The sequence below is a fragment of the Microbulbifer aestuariivivens genome (assembly GCF_039545115.1).
Classification (GTDB): domain Bacteria; phylum Pseudomonadota; class Gammaproteobacteria; order Pseudomonadales; family Cellvibrionaceae; genus Microbulbifer; species Microbulbifer aestuariivivens.
This window is the reverse complement of record NZ_BAABRT010000002.1, coordinates 113,888-133,165: the sequence shown is the minus strand read 5'-3', so window position 1 is coordinate 133,165 and position 19,278 is coordinate 113,888. Positions and strand designations below refer to the sequence as shown.

Annotated in this window: 15 protein-coding genes; 9 read left to right on the top strand and 6 right to left on the bottom strand. The window is 61.2% G+C overall.

Annotated features, from left to right (window positions below; all coding sequences use genetic code 11):
- Positions 1-29 precede the first annotated feature (29 nt).
- Both ABEA58_RS01770 and ABEA58_RS01765 read right to left on the bottom strand, forming a co-directional pair.
- Positions 30-653 carry an L-threonylcarbamoyladenylate synthase gene (locus tag ABEA58_RS01770; protein ID WP_345548274.1) on the bottom strand — a complete coding sequence of 208 codons (624 nt, stop codon included), beginning with the start codon at positions 651-653 and terminating at the stop codon, positions 30-32.
- A gap of 43 nt (positions 654-696) precedes the next feature.
- A complete protein-coding gene (locus ABEA58_RS01765) occupies positions 697-1,665 on the bottom strand; it encodes a PHP domain-containing protein (protein ID WP_345548272.1) in 969 nt (322 codons plus the stop codon).
- A 294-nt stretch (positions 1,666-1,959) separates the two neighbouring features.
- On the opposite strand from ABEA58_RS01765, the gene ABEA58_RS01760 reads away from it, so the two are divergent.
- From ABEA58_RS01760 to ABEA58_RS01730, 7 genes are all read left to right on the top strand, one after another.
- A complete protein-coding gene (locus ABEA58_RS01760; protein WP_345548270.1) occupies positions 1,960-2,676 on the top strand; it encodes a VC0807 family protein in 717 nt (238 codons plus the stop codon).
- Between the two features lie 42 nt (positions 2,677-2,718).
- Positions 2,719-3,018: a YciI family protein gene (locus ABEA58_RS01755; RefSeq protein ID WP_345548268.1), complete on the top strand. Its 300-nt coding sequence runs from the start codon at positions 2,719-2,721 to the stop codon at positions 3,016-3,018.
- A gap of 37 nt (positions 3,019-3,055) precedes the next feature.
- Entirely contained in the window at positions 3,056-3,742 is a 687-nt protein-coding gene (locus tag ABEA58_RS01750; RefSeq protein WP_345548266.1) for a TIGR04211 family SH3 domain-containing protein, read from the top strand.
- Positions 3,743-3,809: 67 nt separating this feature from the next.
- Entirely contained in the window at positions 3,810-4,397 is a 588-nt protein-coding gene (locus ABEA58_RS01745; RefSeq protein WP_345548265.1) for a peptidylprolyl isomerase, read from the top strand.
- A complete protein-coding gene (locus tag ABEA58_RS01740) occupies positions 4,394-5,167 on the top strand; it encodes a pyridoxine 5'-phosphate synthase (protein ID WP_345548263.1) in 774 nt (257 codons plus the stop codon). Before ABEA58_RS01745 ends, ABEA58_RS01740 begins: the two co-directional genes overlap by 4 nt.
- Before the next feature lie 85 nt (positions 5,168-5,252).
- On the top strand, positions 5,253-6,200 hold the full coding sequence (locus tag ABEA58_RS01735) for a Rossmann-like and DUF2520 domain-containing protein (protein WP_345548261.1): 948 nt from the start codon (positions 5,253-5,255) through the stop codon (positions 6,198-6,200).
- Entirely contained in the window at positions 6,200-6,967 is a 768-nt protein-coding gene (locus tag ABEA58_RS01730; protein ID WP_345548260.1) for a TrmH family RNA methyltransferase, read from the top strand. The genes ABEA58_RS01735 and ABEA58_RS01730 overlap by 1 nt, the downstream gene beginning before the upstream one ends.
- A 958-nt stretch (positions 6,968-7,925) precedes the next feature.
- Here the strand turns inward: ABEA58_RS01730 and guaA are convergent.
- Together guaA and guaB are read right to left on the bottom strand one after the other, a co-directional pair.
- Positions 7,926-9,503: a glutamine-hydrolyzing GMP synthase gene (guaA, locus tag ABEA58_RS01725; RefSeq protein WP_345548258.1), complete on the bottom strand. Its 1,578-nt coding sequence runs from the start codon at positions 9,501-9,503 to the stop codon at positions 7,926-7,928.
- Between the two features lie 117 nt (positions 9,504-9,620).
- A complete protein-coding gene (gene guaB, locus ABEA58_RS01720) occupies positions 9,621-11,108 on the bottom strand; it encodes an IMP dehydrogenase (RefSeq protein WP_345548256.1) in 1,488 nt (495 codons plus the stop codon).
- Between the two features lie 183 nt (positions 11,109-11,291).
- On the opposite strand from guaB, the gene xseA reads away from it, so the two are divergent.
- Both xseA and ABEA58_RS01710 read left to right on the top strand, forming a co-directional pair.
- Entirely contained in the window at positions 11,292-12,632 is a 1,341-nt protein-coding gene (gene xseA, locus ABEA58_RS01715) for an exodeoxyribonuclease VII large subunit (protein ID WP_345548254.1), read from the top strand.
- Positions 12,633-13,118: 486 nt separating this feature from the next.
- Positions 13,119-15,314: an MltF family protein gene (locus tag ABEA58_RS01710; protein WP_345548252.1), complete on the top strand. Its 2,196-nt coding sequence runs from the start codon at positions 13,119-13,121 to the stop codon at positions 15,312-15,314.
- A gap of 185 nt (positions 15,315-15,499) precedes the next feature.
- Here the strand turns inward: ABEA58_RS01710 and ABEA58_RS01705 are convergent, their stop codons facing one another.
- Entirely contained in the window at positions 15,500-16,477 is a 978-nt protein-coding gene (locus tag ABEA58_RS01705; protein WP_345548250.1) for an NAD(P)H-quinone oxidoreductase, read from the bottom strand.
- A 93-nt stretch (positions 16,478-16,570) separates the two neighbouring features.
- A complete protein-coding gene (locus tag ABEA58_RS01700; RefSeq protein ID WP_345548247.1) occupies positions 16,571-18,859 on the bottom strand; it encodes a TonB-dependent receptor in 2,289 nt (762 codons plus the stop codon).
- Positions 18,860-19,278: the final 419 nt, after the last annotated feature.

Sequence of the window (19,278 nt, the reverse complement as noted above, 5' to 3'; positions counted from 1 at the left end):
GATTATACACTCCTGGCCTGCCAGCGTCGTCAGCTGGTGATCTCGTCGATGGACCCACAACCCTGCCGGATCAGCTCGGGCTCATCGCCGGTGAGGTCGACCACGGTGGTCGCTTCAAGGCCACAGAAACCGCCATCGACGATCAGTTCCACCTGGTGCTCCAGCAGATCGCGGATATCGTAGGGGTCGGTGAGCGGCTGGGTTTCCCCGGGCATGATCAGGCTGCAGCTCATCAGCGGTTCGCCCAGCTCAGCGATCAGCGCCTGCACGACGGCATTGTCCGGTACCCGCAGACCAATGGTCTTGCGCTTCGGATGCATCAGGCGGCGCGGCACCTCAGCCGTGGCCGGCATGATAAAAGTATAGGGACCGGGTGTGTGGGCCTTGAGCAGGCGGAACATCTGGTTGTCCACCTTGGCATAGCTGGCCAGCTCCGACAGGTCCCGGCACATCAGGGTGAAGTTGTGCTGTTTGTCCAGCTGGCGCAGCACCCGTATCCGCTCCAGCGCCAGCTTTTCCCCCACCCGGCAGCCGATCGCATAGGCGGAGTCGGTGGGAAATACGATGACGCCGCCAGAGGCGACGATTTCCGCTGCCTGCTTGACCAGGCGTGCCTGCGGGTTATCTGGATGAATCTGAAAGAACTGCGCCACAGTGACCCCCTGAAAATTCCTCGGCACACACCCGGACCGGCGGTCAGTCGGGCTTTGCCGCCGTTGCGTTGGCGCTAGTTTGCCACAGATTCCAGACCGGCTCGACGTCCGCAGGCAAGTGTGTGCAACCCAGCTCACGCCAGGGCTGCCCGGGCTGATGGAAGTCACTGCCCAGCGAGCAAAGCAGGGCAGTGGGTCTCTCGGCGGCCTGCGCAGCCTCAGCCATCAGGCGCGCGAGTTCGCGGGTCTGCACCGGGTTCTGGCGCCCGCAGAGCAGCTCCACCGCATCGCCGCCGACAGCGCAGAAATCGGTCATCAGCCGCAGCAGCCGGGTGCGGGTCATGCCGTATTTAAGCGGGTGCGCCAGCACCGCACAGCCACCGGCGCCGTGTACTGCCGCTATCGTCTCCTCCAGCTGAGGCCACTCCACGCTGACATCGCCACATTTTCCCGCCCCCAGATAGCGCTTGAAGGCGCGCGCCGTATCTTCCACATGCCCGGCCTCCACCAGCCAGCGGGCAAAATGCGGCCGCCCCAGCACCCCGTCGCCGGCAAGACGCCTGGCGCCATCGAGCGCGCCATAGAATCCGCGCTTTTCCAGCCGTGCGCCGATGTGCTCGGCGCGCTCGGACCTGAGCCCATCGCGCTCGCTAATCGCGCGGCGCAGTGCCTCTGACCCGGTATCCACACCCAGCCCGACAATGTGCACCAGCTGCTTGCCCCAACGACTGGACAGTTCTATCCCCGGCAGCAGGGTCACACCCGCCGCCGCTGCGGCCACCTGCGCTTCGGCAATACCGGCAACGGTATCGTGATCGGTAAGCGACAACAGGGTCACACCACAGGATTTCGCCCTCGACACCAGCTCCGCAGGACTTAAAATACCGTCCGAAGCCGTGCTGTGGCAGTGCAGGTCAACGCACCCCTCGAGGGCGCCGGCAGGCAGGGCCACAGGCGGCATACCGGCTGTGGCAACATTGGCAACCCTGGCAATAGACGGGCGGGCTTTCACATCGGCCTCTCTGTTTGTGTAACGGATTGAAGGTTCGCAGATGTGAAGATTCACAGGCTCGAATATTTGCCGGGTCGAAGCTTCGCAAGTTCGCAAGTTCGCACGTTCGAAAGCCCCGCAGTGAAATGAACCGCAGGGCAAGCCGGCAACCACAGCGCGCCCGCCGCCACGACAACATGTAACATGCGCGACACCTACGCAAAAAATACCAGGGCAACACGCGCCGCAGACTAACTCTGGCCGCAGCAGCGCAGCGTGTCGCTGCCAGCACTGGCATTATCACCGGAAGCAAGCATGACCGAAACCAATTCGACCACCACCGAACAGCCAGCGAAGCGGGAGAGCCTTCTGCTCAACCTGCTGCTGAATATCATTATCCCCACCCTGATCCTGACCAAGATGTCCGGGGATGAATGGCTGGGCACCAAGCTGGCGATTGTGGTGGCCCTGGCCTTCCCGCTGCTCTATGGCCTGCGGGATTTCAGCCAGTCCGGCAAGGTTAATTTCTTCTCGGCCCTGGGCATTATCAGCATTCTGCTCACCGGCGGCATCAGCCTGCTGGAGCTGGATGCCAAGTACATCGCCATCAAGGAAGCCGCCATACCGGGACTGCTGGGTCTGGCCACCCTCGGTTCCCTGTACACCCGCTGGCCGCTGGTGCGCACACTGCTCTACAACGATCGCATCCTCGATACCCAAAAGATTGCCCGCGCGCTGGAAGGCAACGGCAACAGCGGCGCCTTCGAGCGCAGCCTGCAACACGCCTCCTGGATGATCGCGGGCTCTTTCTTCCTGTCCTCGGCGTTGAACTACATCCTCGCCAAGATTCTGCTGCAGAGCCCACCCGGCACCGCCGCTTTCAACGAGGAGCTGGGCAAGATGACGGCACTCAGTTTCCCGGTAATCGCCCTGCCGGCCACCATTATCCTGATGGGAGCGCTGTTCTTCCTGTTTCGCCGCATCGGTCAGCTCACCGGCCTGAAGCTGGAAGACGTGATCGTCGTACAATAACCGCCCTCAAACCCTGTAAATGACATAAGAGCAAAAACAATTATGTGGTATGCAATTATCAGCCAAGACGTGAACGACAGCCTGGCCAAACGCAAGGTGGCGCGCCCGGATCATCTGGCGCGCCTGAACCGCCTCAAGGACGAAGGCCGCCTGCTGCTGGCCGGCCCTCACCCCGCTATCGACAGCGAAGATCCCGGTGAGGCCGGTTTTACCGGCAGTCTGGTAGTGGCTGAATTTGATTCCCTGCAAGACGCCCAGGCCTGGGCCAACGAAGACCCCTATGTCGCCGCCGGCGTCTATGCCAGTGTGACCGTCAAACCTTTCAAGGCCGTCCTTCCCTGACCCGAACCGTAAACCAATAAAAAAACGTTCTATCACAATGATGAAATTACTGACCGGACTGGCCACCGCCGCGCTACTGGCGGCGAGCTTCAGCACACTCGCACAGAGCGAAGGCACCCGCTACATTACCGACAAACTGCACGTGCCCCTGCGCTCGGGCAAGGGCAACGAATTCCGCATTCTGCACCGCGGATTGCCGAGCGGCACCAAGCTCATTCTGCTCGAAGACATCCCTGTAGACGGCTGGGCCCGGGTGCGCACCCCCTCTGGTGAAGAGGGCTGGATTCGCCGTCAGTATCTGATCAATGAACCCACTGCCGACATCAAGCTGCAGCGGGCCGAAGCCAACCTCGCACGCTTCGAGAAAATGGAAGGCAACCTCGGCGGTGAAGTCCGCCGGCTGGAAGCCGAGAACCGGCAGTTGAGCGAGAAACTGGCCGGCGCCGAGGAACAGGCGCAACGACTCGCCGGGGAGCTGAAGGAAATCAAAACCCTTTCCGCCGACGCCGTGGCCCTGAACCAGCGCCACCAGAAGCTGCTGCAACAGCACGAACTGCTCAAGCAAAAGCAGATGATGGCGGAGGCGGAAATCCAGCGCCTGTCTGCCAGCGAGCAGCACAAGTGGTATCTCTACGGCGCCCTGTCTGTGGCTGCCGGTGCTATCCTCGCGATGATCGCACCCAATTTCCGCCGGCGTCGCGGCCACTCCGAGTGGGCCAACTGACATACGCCCCGTCAGAGCATGATGCGCCCGGTCATTTTCCGCGCGCATCCAGGGAAAAGGAAACCGCATGCGTCATCTCTATGCACTTCTCCTCTGCGGCCTGCTGGCGCTGCCGGCCGCGGCCGCCACTTCCGCCAACCCCAGGGTTGACCTGCAAACCGACCTCGGCACCATCCGTGTAGAGCTGTTTGCGGACAAGTCGCCGATCACCGTGGAAAACTTTCTCGGTTATGTGGACCGGGGTTTCTATAATGGCGTGATCTTTCACCGCGTAATCCCGGGCTTTGTAGCCCAAACCGGCGGCCTGACGTTTGACTTCCAGAGAAAGGAAACCGTGGACCCCATCGCCAATGAGTCCGCCAACGGCTTGCGCAACACCCGTGGCACTCTGGGGATGGCTCGCTTCAATGATCCTGACAGCGCCACCTCACAGTTCTACATTAATCTGGGAAATAATCAGGACCTGGATCCAAAAGAGGACAAGGCCGGCTATACCGTGTTCGGCCGCGTGATCGAAGGCATGGACGTGGTGGACAAAATCGTCGCCGAGCCGCGGGGACTCCACCGCGCCCACCCCCAGGCACCCAACATCCCCGTGCGAATTCTCAAGGCCAAGCGCCTCGACAGCCGCGTAAAAACCAACAGCCAACCATGAAGGGGGGAGTCGTGATTGCACTCAGCGTCAACCTGAACAAAATCGCCCTGATCCGCAATTCCCGCGAGGGCAATTTCCCGGATGTGGTGGCCCATGGCCGCACCTGCCTGGATGCGGGGGCCCAGGGTCTCACCGTGCATCCGCGACCGGACCAGCGCCATATCCGCCCCGGCGATGTGCGCGAGCTGGCCAAGCTCTGCGCCGGCTACCCGGATATTGAATTTAATGTGGAAGGCAACCCCTTTGCCGGCCCCATGGCCGACTACCCGGGGCTGATGCCACTGGTGCTGGAAACCGCGCCCGACCAGTGCACCCTGGTGCCCGACAGCAATGACCAGCTTACCTCCGATCACGGCTTCGACCTGATGCGCGACGGCGGCCGGCTGGAACCCATCATCAAGCAACTGAAGTCCGCCAATATTCGCGTCAGCCTGTTTATGGACCCGGATCTGGAGCAGATCAGCCTCGCCAAGGAGGTGGGCGCCGACCGGATCGAGCTGTACACCGGCCCCTATGCCGAGGCCGTGGCGAGACAGAGCAGCCAGCTCGAGGCCATTTTCGCCAGCCACTGCGCCGCCGCCGAGCACGCGCGCACGCTGGGCCTCGGTATTAACGCCGGGCACGACCTGAACCTGATCAACCTGCCCCGCTACCGCACCCTGCCGGGCCTGCAGGAAGTGTCCATCGGCCATGCCCTGACCGTGGATGCCCTGAATATGGGGCTTGCCAACGCGGTCTCGGCCTATCTCAACTGCCTGAGTGGCAATTGATGGCGAGCAGAGCTGGCCGGCTCCCCGGGACCAGCGGCGATCCCGTTAACCGGACCCACCGCCGCAATATCCGCGAAGAGGCCCCATGAAAACCCTCAATATCATCGGCGCCGGCAAGCTCGGCCGCACCCTTGGCCGCCTGTGGCAGGAGCGCGGTTTTTTTGAGGTACAGACGGTATGTAACCGCTCACTGAAAAGCGCCCTGACGGCGGTGCGCTTTATCGGTGCCGGCAAGGCCGCCGGCTCGATCGGCGAGATGCCCGCCGCCGACTGCTGGCTCATCGCCTCGGGCGATAGGCAGATTGCCGCGCTGGCGACGGAACTGGCGAACCACCTGCACAGCCTGGCAGTGACAAATTCCCGAGCCCCGGGCCACTCAGACGACGACCACACAGCCGCCAATCGCAAAACCAACGATTCGAGAACCGACAGGCCAGTGGTTTTTCACTGCAGCGGCGCGCTGGGCTCCTCGGTACTCGCCCCCTGCCGGCCCGCAGCCATAGCCAGTGCCCACCCGGTGCACAGCTTTGCCGACCCCGCCCGCTCAGTGGCAACCCTGGCGGGAACGGCCGTGGCGGTAGAGGGGGACAGTGATGCCCTGACCGTCTTAAATGACGCATTTGGCGCATTGGGTTGCCGCACGCTGGCCATTGCCTCGGAGCACAAGTCGCTTTATCACGCCGGCTCCGTATTCGCCTGCAACTACATGACGGCCCTGATGGACCTGAGCCTGCAGTGTTTTGCCGCCGCCGGTATCGACGAGGCTGAGGCGCTCTCGCTGCTGCAGCCGATTGTCCTGCAGACCGCGCGCAATAATCTGGAGCTGGGCCCGGCCGCTTCACTCACCGGCCCCATCGCCCGTGGTGACACCGCCACCGTGGCCAGCCAGCTCAAAGCCGTCGCCGGCACATCCCCCCTGCTGGCCGCCAACTATCGCCAACTCGGACTCGCCTGCGTGGAGCTGGCCCGCCGCGGCGACCTGCCCGCCGAGATCGCAGAACAGCTCAACGCCTTATTGAACGGAAGCCACTAGTGACTGATTCCCCCGAATACCTTGAGAAGCGGGCCTTTTACGACAGCCTGCTCACCATTTATGGGCGCAAACCGGTACTGGAGGCGCTGGAGGATCTCTCGTTACCGGTACATAAACTGCACCTGGCCACCAGCAACCGCCGCGATCACCTGATTGCGCGCCTGGAGCAGCTGGCGACAGAGCGCCGCATTGAGATTGCTCACTGGGATCGCAAAGGCCTGTCGCGGATTTCCAAGAACGCCCGTCAGGACCAGGGTGTGGCCCTCGACCTGGCCCTGCCCCACTACGGCACAGCCGAGCGATTTCTACAGGAGAGTCAGGCAAAGTACGAACTGTTGGCCCTGGACGGCATCACCAACCCACAGAATCTCGGCATGATCATCCGCTCCGCCTGCGCCGGCGGCATCGACGGGATTCTGCTGCCGCGCAAAGGCTGCGCGCAGATAGACCCGCTGGTGATCAAGGCCAGCACCGGCGCCGTGTTCAAAACCCGGATTCTGCGCTGCGACAGTCTCGCCGCCACTCTGGAGCAATTCCGCGCATCCGGCGCGGAGATCTTCGGTCTGTCCTCCCATGCGGAGGACACCCTGTCCGCTATCAATAGTGACCAGCCCAAGGTATTTGTACTGGGCAACGAGACTCGCGGCGTAGGCGAAGCCGTTGCCCGCCAGTGTTCGCGACTCGTCCGCATCCCCATGCGCAACAACGTCGAAAGCCTGAATGTCGCCGTCACCGCTGCCCTGATCAGCTTCCGCCACCAGCTGTAACGGCACGGACGGGGAGCGGCAGCGCGAGAGATAGCGTTAGAGCGCGCGGCAGCGGCTAAAGCAGTGAAAATGATAGTGGAAGCGATAGCATGCGCCTGCGACCGCAAGAACCAGCGCAAGCGCGGCTTTCAATCCCAGCGAGCGGCACTGGAACCCGCCCTCCGGCTCTGAAGCCCTGCTCTGAAATCCTGCCCGGAGGCCTCGAGGGGAACTTGCGCCTCAAGCCAATCCCGGCCGCGTTCCCGAGAATTTTTCTTCCAGGTCGCCCCGACAATGACCGCCTTGAAACAATACGCGCCAATCCTGTTTTTTTATTCGACAGAAGCCAAACCCTGGTCTACACAGTCCACAGATTCTGTGGATATCTCTGTGAGCAAATAACGGGGAAACGCCGCCAGGCCCCATGGCAGCGTCACAGCCTTAATCTGTGGAAATTTTAACCATCAAAATATCCCATTGAAAATCAATAGGTTAGCGGGCTCTTTAAAACATATTTGACAGTAATCGAAGCTAAATTCGGGTATTGACAGACGCGGGTTTAGCTGTGGAAAGGCTTCGGGGAACTGCGGCGCACAATGGACGTGCGTCCACTTCCCACGGCGGCAGGAAACCCTCTTCAGCCCCGCTCTTGAGGCAGATTACGCCATTGCAGCAGGAGGCCAGCTCTGGAACGAGCGTTTCAAAACCACCGACGCCTGAGCCGGCGCGACAACGGCAAATGCGACAACCGGGGAGCACGGCTGTAAGCACAGGTCAGTGGGCAGGAAGGCGGCGGGCAGGAAGGCGGTGAGCAGGGCAGCAATGGCAGTGGCAACAACCGGGCGGGAGATGCCAGGGCGAGATAACGAGGGGGGATAAGCAGCCGGAAGCGCTGGACTCGACGCCACACCCCACCTCTCAACCTCTCAACCTAACCCCGCACCAGCCTGTGCTGGCGCGGGTTGGGTTTCAGCTGGACTCACTCCCACTCGATGGTGGCGGGCGGCTTGCTGGATACGTCGTAGACCACGCGGGAGATATGCTCGATCTCGTTGATGATGCGGTTGGAAACCTTTTCAATCAGCTCGTAGGGCAGATGCGCCCAGCGGGCGGTCATGAAGTCCACCGTCTCCACCGCGCGCAGGGCCACCACGTATTCGTAGCGGCGACCATCGCCCACCACGCCCACGGACTTCACCGGCAGGAATACCGCAAAAGCCTGACTGGTCTTGTGGTACCAGCCCGCATTGTGCAGCTCCTCGATAAAAATAGCGTCCGCCTCCCGCAGGATATCGGCGTACTGCTTTTTCACCTCACCGAGGATACGCACGCCCAGACCCGGTCCCGGGAAGGGGTGGCGGTAGACCATGTCGTAAGGCAGGCCCAGCTCCAGGCCGATCTTGCGCACTTCATCCTTGAACAGTTCCCGCAGCGGTTCCACCAGCTGCATTTTCATATCTTCCGGCAGGCCGCCGACATTGTGGTGGGACTTGATCACATGGGCCTTGCCGGTCTTGGCCGCGGCGGATTCGATCACATCCGGATAGATGGTGCCCTGAGCGAGGAAATGCACATCCTCGAGCTTGGCCGCTTCCTCATCGAAGATCTCGATAAACGTGTTGCCGATGATTTTGCGCTTGGCCTCGGGCTCTGCCTCACTGGCGAGACGGGACAGGAACAGCTCCTCGGCATTGGCGCGGATCACCTTCACGCCCATGTTCTCCGCGAACATCTCCATCACCTGGTCGCCTTCGTTCTTGCGCAGCAGGCCGTTGTCCACGAACACGCAGGTGAGCTGATCGCCGATCGCCTTGTGCAGCAGCGCCGCCACCACCGAGCTGTCCACACCGCCGGATAGACCGAGCAGCACCTTGCCGCTGCCGACCTGAGCGCGCACCTTGGCGACGGAATCCTCGATGATATTCGCCGGCGTCCACAGTTTCTGGCAGCCGCAGATTTCAATCACGAAGTGCTCGTAAATGCGCGTGCCCTGCAGGGTGTGGGTTACCTCGGGGTGAAACTGCACCCCAAAGAAGTTCTTCTGCGCATGGTACATACCGGCAATCGGGCAAGAACCGGTGGACGCCATCAGCTCAAAGCCCTCCGGCATCTGCACCACCTTGTCGCCATGGCTCATCCACACATCGAGCAGCGCGTGGCCATCGCCATCCAGGTGGTCCTTGATGTCGTGCAGCAGGGCGGAGCTGCCCTCCACCTTCACCTGCGCATAGCCGAACTCGCGAACATCACTGCCCTGCACCGCGCCACCCAGCTGGTGCGCCATGGTCTGCATGCCGTAGCAGATACCCAGCACCGGTACGCCAAGCTCGTACACCACCTCCGGCGCCCGGGGAGAACCCTCTTCCGGCACCGATTCCGGCCCGCCGGCAAGGATGATGCCCTGCGGGTTGTACTCACGGATCTCCTCCTCGGTCATGTCGAAGGCGCGGATTTCAGAGAAGACGCCCAGTTCACGCACGCGGCGGGCAATCAGCTGGGTGTACTGGGAGCCGAAGTCGAGAATCAGGATTCGGCTAGCATGGATATCTTGAGACATGGCTTACTCGGTCGATCAGGGGTTGAGCCCAGAAACTGCGAACGGACCCGCCGGGGTCCGCTCACCTGAAGAAAAAATCAATGTTGCCGCGACAGGACTATCGCGGCAATGCTGCCATCAACGGCCACCCACCGGGTAGTTGGGGGCCTCTTTGGTGATGGTCACATCGTGCACGTGGGACTCGCCCATGCCCGCCGAGGTAACCCGCACGAACTCGGGGCGGGTGCGCATCGTTTCGATGGTGGCACTGCCGGTGTAGCCCATGGCGGAACGCAGACCGCCCATCATCTGGTGCACGATGGCGGCGATGGGTCCCTTGTAGGGTACGCGACCTTCGATGCCCTCGGGCACCAGCTTCTCGGCGCCCTTGCTGGCGTCCTGGAAGTAGCGGTCGGAGGAGCCCTGAGTGCGGGACATGGCGCCCAGCGAGCCCATACCGCGGTAGGACTTGTAGGTGCGGCCCTGATAGAGCTCGACTTCCCCCGGCGCCTCTTCGGTACCGGCGAACATGGAGCCCATCATCACAGAGCTGGCGCCGGCGACGATGGCCTTGGCGATATCACCGGAGAAACGGATACCGCCATCGGCGATAACCGGCACACCGGAACCTTCCAGCGCCTTGGAAACTTCAGCAATGGCGCTGATCTGGGGCACACCGACACCACTGACAATACGGGTGGTGCAGATGGAGCCCGGGCCAATGCCAACCTTGACCGCATCCGCGCCCGCATCCAGCAACGCCATGGCGGCCTCGGCGGTAGCGATATTGCCGCCAATCACGTCCACTTCCGGGTGCATCTGCTTGATGCGGCGCACCCGCTCAATGACGTTGCGGGAATGGCCGTGGGCGGTGTCGACAACCAGCACATCCACACCGGCTTCCACCAGCGCGGCGACGCGGTCGTCGGTATCCGGGCTGGTGCCAACAGACGCGCCCACGCGCAGGCGGCCATCGGCATCTTTACAGGAGTTCGGATACTGTTCGGCTTTATTGAAGTCCTTGACGGTAATAAGGCCGCGCAGCTCCAGGTTGTTGTTGACCACCAGCACCTTTTCGATACGGTGCTTGTGCAGCAGCTCCTGCACCTTGTCGGGGGCCGCGCCCTCTTCAACGGTGACCAGTCGCTCACTGGGCGTCATGATGCTGGCCACGGAGGCATCCAGGTCGGTCTGGAAACGCACATCGCGGCTGGTGACGATCCCCACCAGGTTGCCCTTTTCCATCACCGGCACACCGGAAATGTTGTGGTGGGTAGTCAGGGCAATCAGCTCGCGCACCGAGGCGTTGGACTCGATGGTGATCGGGTCCTTGACCACACCGGCCTCAAACTTCTTCACCGCGCGAACCGCCAGTGCCTGGTCCTCGATGGACATGCTTTTGTGGATAATGCCGATACCGCCTTCCTGGGCCAGGGCAATGGCCAGACGCGACTCGGTAACGGTATCCATTGCGGCGGATACCAGGGGGATATTCAGAGAGATGTTGCGAGACAGTTTTGTCTTCAGGGAGACATCCTTGGCGGTCACCTCGGAGTAGCCGGGTACCAGCAGGACATCGTCAAATGTGAGAGCTTCGCGCGCAATGCGCAGACCAGATTCGGACATGGACACTCAAACCTCGAAAGTGCGGGATTGGGTATCGGCGCGATTATAGCCGCAAGTTCCCGGCTAACGAAACCTATTTTTGCACGATTTCGTCCCGCTTCGGCGCCGGAATTGGCAAAGGCCTTTACCTCGATTACCGATACTGCAATATTGGCCCACCAAATTTATCCGCGCGAGTCAGAAATGCCATCGACCCCGCCCAACTCCGCCCCGAAACGCAGTGTCCTCTCAGTCAGCGATTTGAACCGGGAGGTCAAACACCTTCTGGAAAGCAGCGTGCCTCTGCTGTGGGTCAGCGGCGAAATCTCCAACTTCGCAACCCCCAGCTCGGGTCACTGGTATTTCACCCTCAAAGACGCCCGCGCCCAGGTGCGCTGCGCCATGTTCCGCGGCCGCAACAGCAGTGTGCGCTTCCGCCCGGGAAATGGCCGCGAGGTGCTGATCCGCGCCCGGGTCAGCCTCTATGAGGGCCGCGGCGAATACCAGCTGATCGTCGAGCATATGGAAGAAGCCGGCTTTGGCGCGCTGATGCGCCAGCTGGAAGCCCTGAAGGCGCGACTGCAGGCGGAGGGCCTGTTCGATCCGGCGCGCAAAAAGCCCCTGCCCTACCTGCCGGCCAATATCGGCATCGTCACTTCCCCCACCGGCGCGGCGGTGCGCGACATGATCCAGGTACTCGGGCGGCGTTTCCCCGCGGCCGAGATCGAACTGTGGCCGGTTCCCGTACAGGGACAGGGCGCCGCGGAGCAGATCGCGGCGGCAATCCGCCGCGCCGGCCAACTGGGTCGCCACGACCTGCTGATCGTCGGTCGCGGAGGCGGTTCTCTCGAAGACCTGTGGCCGTTCAACGAGGAAATCGTCGCCCGCGCCCTGGCGGAATGCCCGACTCCCACCATCTCCGCAGTGGGCCACGAGACCGACACCACCATTGCCGACCTCGCGGCGGACCTGCGCGCGCCCACTCCCTCCGCGGCGGCGGAAATTGCCAGCGCCAATGCCGCCGAGCTGTTGCAGACGTTTCGCGAAACCGGCCTGCGCCTGCAGCGTGCCATGCAGCTGCAACTTCGCCACCTGCACCAGCAGGTGCGGCTGACCGGAAACCGCATCCGCCACCCCCGGGAACAGCTGCAGAACCGCGCGCAGCGCCTGGACCACCTGGAACTGCGACTGCGTGGCGCCATACGTCAGCAGCTGCAGAGCCGCCGCCGGGAGCTGCTGCTCGCCAGCAATGCGTTTGACCACTGCCACCCGCAACGGCAACTGGACAATCGCCGGCACCAACTGAGCTCAGCTCAGGAGCGCCTGCAACGGGCAATCACGCAGCGCTTGCAGCGACGCGAAGACCGGCTCGGCCACCTGGTGCAACTGCTGCACAACGTCAGCCCGCTTGCGGTACTGCAGCGGGGCTACGCCATCGTGCGCGATGACCAGCAGAGAGTCATCAAAGAGGCGACCGCCCTGCGCTCCGGCCAGCGGGTAACCGCCCAGCTGGCCGATGGAGAGTTCTCGGCCATCGTCGAGTAATTTCTTCTGTGGATCGGTAACTTCTGTTTTTACAGACGCAGGGGTTTATAACCGCAGCTCTTTCAGTTCTTTCAATTTCTTTCAGCGCGGGCGGCCGGCGCACAGTCGTGGCCGCCCGCAACCAACACTACCCTGTTAGCCTATGACCTCGACATGGTCTCAATACCGCAGTCTGCCTCCACAGCCGGAGCCGGGTCTGCGGAGAGTTACTGATGGGAAATGGCACGGCAGCGCAAGCGCGATGTAAACACTGGATGCCCTGATGCTGCCGCTGCCTGAAATTGCCGCGAACAGTTGCAGCCTGGCCCATCAGCGCTCCCATGCAGCCAGCTGGAGATCGACATGGGCAACCATCCTCTCTCACAACCCGCCTCTTACAGGGTTTTGCCGATAGCGCTTACGGCCGCCCCTAAACCGCTAAGGGCTTCTCCTGACCGGCCAAAGACATTCAGCCTTACAGCATACAGGCTGGACACCTATCGGCTATTGATCCCCCTGCTGGCCATCGCGCTATTGTTGGTGGCCGGTTGCGAGCGCCGGGACACAGGAGAAAGCGAAGATCAGGGCAGCGTGTCCGCCGACTCTTCGCGCTGGGCGCAGCCCGACCCGCGATTCCGCAAATACCAGGAAACCGGCGACCTTTCCGCCATCAAGGATCGGGGCACTATCCGTTTTGTCTACCTTGCCGAAGATCCGGAAAACTATCTGCCCCGCAGCGGTATTGTCAGCCAGCAGAATGTCCATCTCGCCGAGCGGCTGGCGGCAAAGCTGGGCCTGAAGCCGCACTTCACCGCGGTGGAAACCGCCGAGGAAGGTATTGAAATGCTGAACAGGGGCGAGGCCGATGTGTTCGCTGATAATCTGCTGATGAATGAAGAGCGCAGCGAGACACTTGGCCTTTCCGAACCATTGCGGATCACCGAGCAGGTACTGGTTACCGGGAAAAAAGGCCCGGACCTCGGGCACATCAAAGACCTGAAGGACACCGAGATTCTCGTCCTCAGCGACAGCCAGCTGGCGAAAAATGCCCAGCAGTTTGCCGCCGACAATCCTGCCGCCAACCTGAAGGTGACGGAGTTGCCCGCCAGCGGGCTGATTAATGCAATCAAGGACTCAATGGACAGCAGCTCCCCGCCCATTGTCCTGATGCCAAAAAACCATGCCGAAGACCTGCAGCGCTACTACCCGGAGCTGAAAGTCAGCTCTCCCGTCGGCGAGCCGATCTCTCTAGCATGGGCAGTCAGGAAGTCCGCGCCCGAACTGCAGACACGGATCAACAATTTCCTCACCAAAACCATGGTGAAGGCGCCCGCAGATAGAGAAGCGGACTGGGATGCCATCAAGGCATCAGGGGTGCTGCGCTTCGCCACTTACAATGGCCCCGGTTACTTTATCTGGAAAGGCGTCCTCTCAGGTCTTGACTATGAATTAGTCAGCGCCTTTGCCAAAGCCAACGATCTGGAGCTGCAGGTCATCGTTGTTCCGGACACAGAGAGCCTGATCGAATATGTGGAAAGCGGGCGGGCAGACCTGGCAGGGGCATCGACCACAATGACCGAGGAGCGCCGCAATGCGGGTATCGCGTTCAGCGCCCCCATCCTGGAGACATCGGTTGTGGTCATGAGCAGCGACGGAAAAGCCCCCATAAAAACCCTGCAGGATCTCTCTGGCAGAACCCTCACCCTGCGGCCCGACTCCGCCTTCATGAATATCGCCAAGAAACTGCAGAGCGAGGGCATCGACGTAAAAATCGAGACCGCACCGGAAGAGTATTCTTTTGAAGACATTGTCGAAGGCGTCGCCAATGGCGAGCTGGACGCGACTCTTGAAGACGCCAATCTCGCCGACCTGCAGCGCGCACTGTATCCGCAGCTGCAGCAGGGCATCGCAGTCAGCGGCCCCATGTCACAGGGCTGGATGGTACTGGAAGGTAACCGCAGCCTGCTGGACAAGCTCAACAGCTTCCTGAACCAGTTTCTCGCCGAGGAAAAAAACCGAAAAATGGTCGACAACTATTTCCTGCCGGAATCGAGGAATGTAGAGCGGGCAAAAAACCAGCTGCAACCGGGCAAGGCACTGTCTCCCTATGATGAGATCGCGAAAAAATATGCGGCCAAGCACAACCTGGATTGGCGCATGGTGGTCGCGCAGATCTGGCAGGAGAGCAATTTCGACCCCAAGGCTGAATCCCATATGGGCGCGCAGGGCCTGATGCAGGTAATGCCCCGGACCGCTCAGGAGATGGGCTTCAATACGCCGCTTTTTGATCCTGAGCATTCCGTGCATGCCGGCACAAAATACCTGGATTGGCTGAAGGAGCGGTTTGGCAACGAGCTCCCCGCGGACGAAAAAGTCTGGTTCTCCCTCGCCGCCTACAATGCCGGCATCGGCCACCTGCGCGACGCCCAGGAGCTGGCCAAACAGTTGAACCTGGACCCGAACAAGTGGTTCGACAATGTCGAGGTCGCCATGCTGAAACTTTCCGAACCGCGCTACTTCGAGAAAGCCCGCTACGGTTACGCTCGCGGCTCCGAGCCGGTAGCGTATGTTCGCAACATCAGAAACCTGTATCGCGCCTATACCGACATGGCCTCCGGGGAAGTCGCGCAGAGGCAGCGGGGCAAATTCCAGCCGTGGAATCTCTTCTCCAGTTGGGCCAGCGGGGCCAACAGGGCCAACTGATAAAAGCGTAACGGCGCAGGCGTGTGTCTGAACTCAAGTTGCCCGCCGGTGAAAAGTGCAGCCGGATATTTTCCGGCTGCGCGGGCATTACACTCGGGCCGTGACTCGCCGGCGCCATTACAAAACCCGCTCTACCGAACCCACTCTACAGACCCACTCACCGAACCCGCCCTGCAGAGCCAGCGCTATAGAGTCAGCACTATCTTGCCGATATGGCTGCTGGACTCCATCAGCCGGTGAGCCGCGGCGACATCTTCCAGAGCGAATGTCGCGGCGATTTGCGGGCGCACCTTGCCGGCCTCAATCAACGGCCACACCTTTTCTTCCAGGGCCTGGGCGATCCGCGCCTTCACCTCGAGGGGCTGGGGCCGCAGGGTCGACCCGGTCAGGGTCAGGCGCTTCAGCATGACCGGCAACAGATTGACCTCGACTTTGGCGCCCTGAAGAAACGCGATATTGACGATACGGCCGTCTTTCGCCGCCAGGCGGAGGTTGCGATTCACATAATCGCCGCCCACCATATCCAAAATGACATCAGCACCGTGGCCATCGGTGGCTTCCTTGATGACCTCCACATAATCGGCGCTACGGTAATTGATCGCCCGCTCCGCCCCCAGAGCCTCACAGGCCGCGCACTTTTCGTCGGAGCCGGCGGTAACAAAAACCCGCGCGCCCAGATTGCTGGCCAGTTGGATTGCCGTGGTGCCGATGCCCGATGAGCCTCCATGCACCAGCAATATTTCCCCCGCACGCAGTTGTGCGCGGTCAAAAACATTGCTCCAGACCGTGAACAGCGTCTCGGGCAACGCCGCCGCCTCCGCCATGCTGAGATTTGCCGGCACGGGAAGGCACTGGGCCGCCGGCACCACCACGTACTCCGCATAACCGCCGCCATTGGCGAGCGCGCAGACCAGGTCACCAACCCGCCAGCGCGCCACCCCATTGCCCAGTGCGCAGATCTCCCCCGCGACTTCCAGCCCCAGCACCGGGGAGGCTCCCGGCGGCGGCGGATAGAGCCCCTGGCGCTGAACAATGTCGGGGCGGTTGATGCCGGCCCCGGCAACGCGAATCAGCACCTCGCCATCACCGGGTTCTGGTATTTCCATTTCAGCAACCCGCATCACATTCGCATCACCGTATTCGGGCAGGTCGATATAGCGCATACACATCCTTAGAGAAAACTCGGCCAGTGTGACCAGTGAAGAAATCCACAAATAAAAAAGCCCGGCAGTGCCGGGCTGTTATTCTAGGCAGGATTACAGGTCATAGGTCAACTCAATACCCATTACCCGGCCCTTGTTAAGCGGCGTGAAGCTGGCACCTGAACCACCGAGGTTGGCAGGCAGCTGCGTGTTGTTGCCCTCGGTCACTTCATCGAGCATATTGCGGCCGAAAAGTGTCAGCTGATAGTTGCCCGCATCCGGGGCAAAACCGATGCTGAAATCCAGCATGTCCGCCTCAGAAAGCAGGCCGACGTTGTTGTCGGTGTAAGCCACCGCATCGCGATGGTTGAAGTTCAGCCGCGAGGTAACAGTGCCCAGAGAATCAAGGGCCAGGTCGTGCACCAGACCCACGCCGTAGGTCCAGGGCGCCAGTCGCGGAATTTCCAGGCCCAGATCCACGTCGTCGACGACACCGTCACCACTGATATCACCGAACACCTTGTCATAATCACCGTCCACATAACCCACATTCATGGTGAACAACAGGTTGTCTGTGGCCGCGGCCATGGCTTCAAACTCGGCACCGCGAATAGTGGCATCGGCGGTATTGCGAATAATCTGCACCACTCCGGAGATGACATCGCTCAGGTTTTCTTCCCGCTGCATATCCTCAATGGTGTTGTGGAACAATGCCAGGTTCGTGCGCACACGCCCATCCAGCCACTCAGCCTTGCCGCCGATCTCGAAACTGGTCTGTTCCTCCTGATCGGTGGGGCCTGGCTGATAGGGGTTACCGCTATTGGGGTCGATACCGGTATTGCGCATGTTGTAGCCGCCACTGCGGAAACCCTTGGTCCAGATGGAATAAATCTGCGCGTTGTCGGCGAGATTCCACTGCAGGCCGATCTTGGGGGTAAAGGCATTCCAGGATTCACTGTCCTCGAAATCGTAAGCCGCACAGCCATCGAGGGTACAAAGGTCGAGCGGAATGGTGGCAATCCGCGCGTCCTTGTCTTCGGTGGAGTAGCGGCCACCCAGAGTGAGCACCCAGGATTCATTCAGGTCGATATCCGCCTGCGCGAAGATGCCTTTGGCCTCGTGATCCTGCTGGCCGCCTCCGGTCCAGTTGAGGCCGCCAGGGGCCGACAGGGGCAGAATACGGTTTTCAAGATAGGTGAGATCCTGACTGAACCAGTAAAGGCCGGTGGTCAGGGAGGTCGCGCCAAAACGGCCGGCATAGCGCAGCTCGTTGGAAAGCTGGCTCTGATCGACACTGGTGTTGGCGTGGAAGGCGGTAATCGGCAGGGAGTCGATATCACCCAGCCCCAGTGCCTCGTATTGCCGCCAGGCGAGAATATTGGTGATGGTGCCGTTGCCGAAGGCCACGTCCTGGGTGAACTCGGTGATCACCTGGGACCACTCGTCGTCCTGGAAGCCCTCTTCATTTTGCGCCACCTCGAAGGAGTCGGCGCTGTTATCCCAATCGGTAGCGCCTACTGACCCTGCGATCTGCTGTGCGCCAGGCTCAACAAGAGAGCCACCTGAGGTGAATATTGGCACACCGCGGTTCTGCGCCACGACGCCATCGGAATCCATGCGGCCGTGCTCCATGCGCACCAGCAGCTCGGCGGTTTCCGACAGTGCGACACTGAAGCTGGGGCGAATAAACCAGGTCTCGGAGGCACCGGCCTTGTCGTTGCCGGTGTAGACGTTTTCAAACCAGCCCTGGTCGTTGTTGTAATAGGCGGTGAGGCGGCCATTGACGCTATCGGTAATGGCACCATTGACGCTGGTGGCAACCACGGAATCCAGATTGTCGGTGGTGGAAACCTTGACCTTGCTGGAGAACTCCTCGGTTGGGCGCGCGGTGCGAATCACCACCGCACCGCCAGTGACGTTGCGCCCGAACAGCAACCCCTGCGGGCCGCGCAGCACCTCAATGCCCTCCAGGTCGAACAGGTCGGTAACCACACCGGCGTTCACGCCCATGTACATACCGTCGACAAACACCCCGACGGTGGGATCAATGGAGGGGATGGAGCTGTTGACGCCGAGGCCGCGCACGGTGAAGTTCGCGGTGTTTTTTACCGTGCCGATATCATCCAGCTGCACGTTCGGCATTTTGAAAGACAGGCTCTGCAGGTCTTTGGTTTGCAGTGCCTCCAGCTGGTCGCCGGAATAAGCCGTTGCCGCTACCGGCACTTCTTGCAGACGCTCCGCTTCGGCGCGCTTGCGCGCGGTGACCTGCACCTCTTCCATAATGGTGCCCACGGCGCCCTCGGCCGCCTGCACCGCGCCGATGCCGCTGGCGAGCCAGAGCGCCGCCACTGAACAGGTGGACAGCATCACAGAGGCGCTGCCTCGGTTGAATTGACGTCCCATATTTTCTCTCCATTGCCATTTGAACATTTTTATTGGCAGCAACGGATTCACCGCGATCGGTACTGCTTTACTCCGTTTATGATTATTTTCGGAGTTCCGACCAGTGACCGCGCTGAGTACCTCGGCATCATGCCGATGCATTCAAGAGTACCCCCACCCTGTGACCAGAGGAAGATAACCCGTCGACATATCGGCCCTTTTAATGCTGTTTTTTCTACGCAGCGGCGCAGTCAGCGGATCGCCTTCCTGCCTCGGTTGACTTACCTGCCGCCGCGCACCATGGCTGTGCATCCACATCCCAGGCGAAAACCATGCGCTGAAGAGTACGGATGAATATTGCAGCCTCCCGAGACGGTCGGGAAACCGCTGCGAAAAAGTGCCGAGAAACAGCAAGGAATACGCGCAGGAGCAATGGCAAG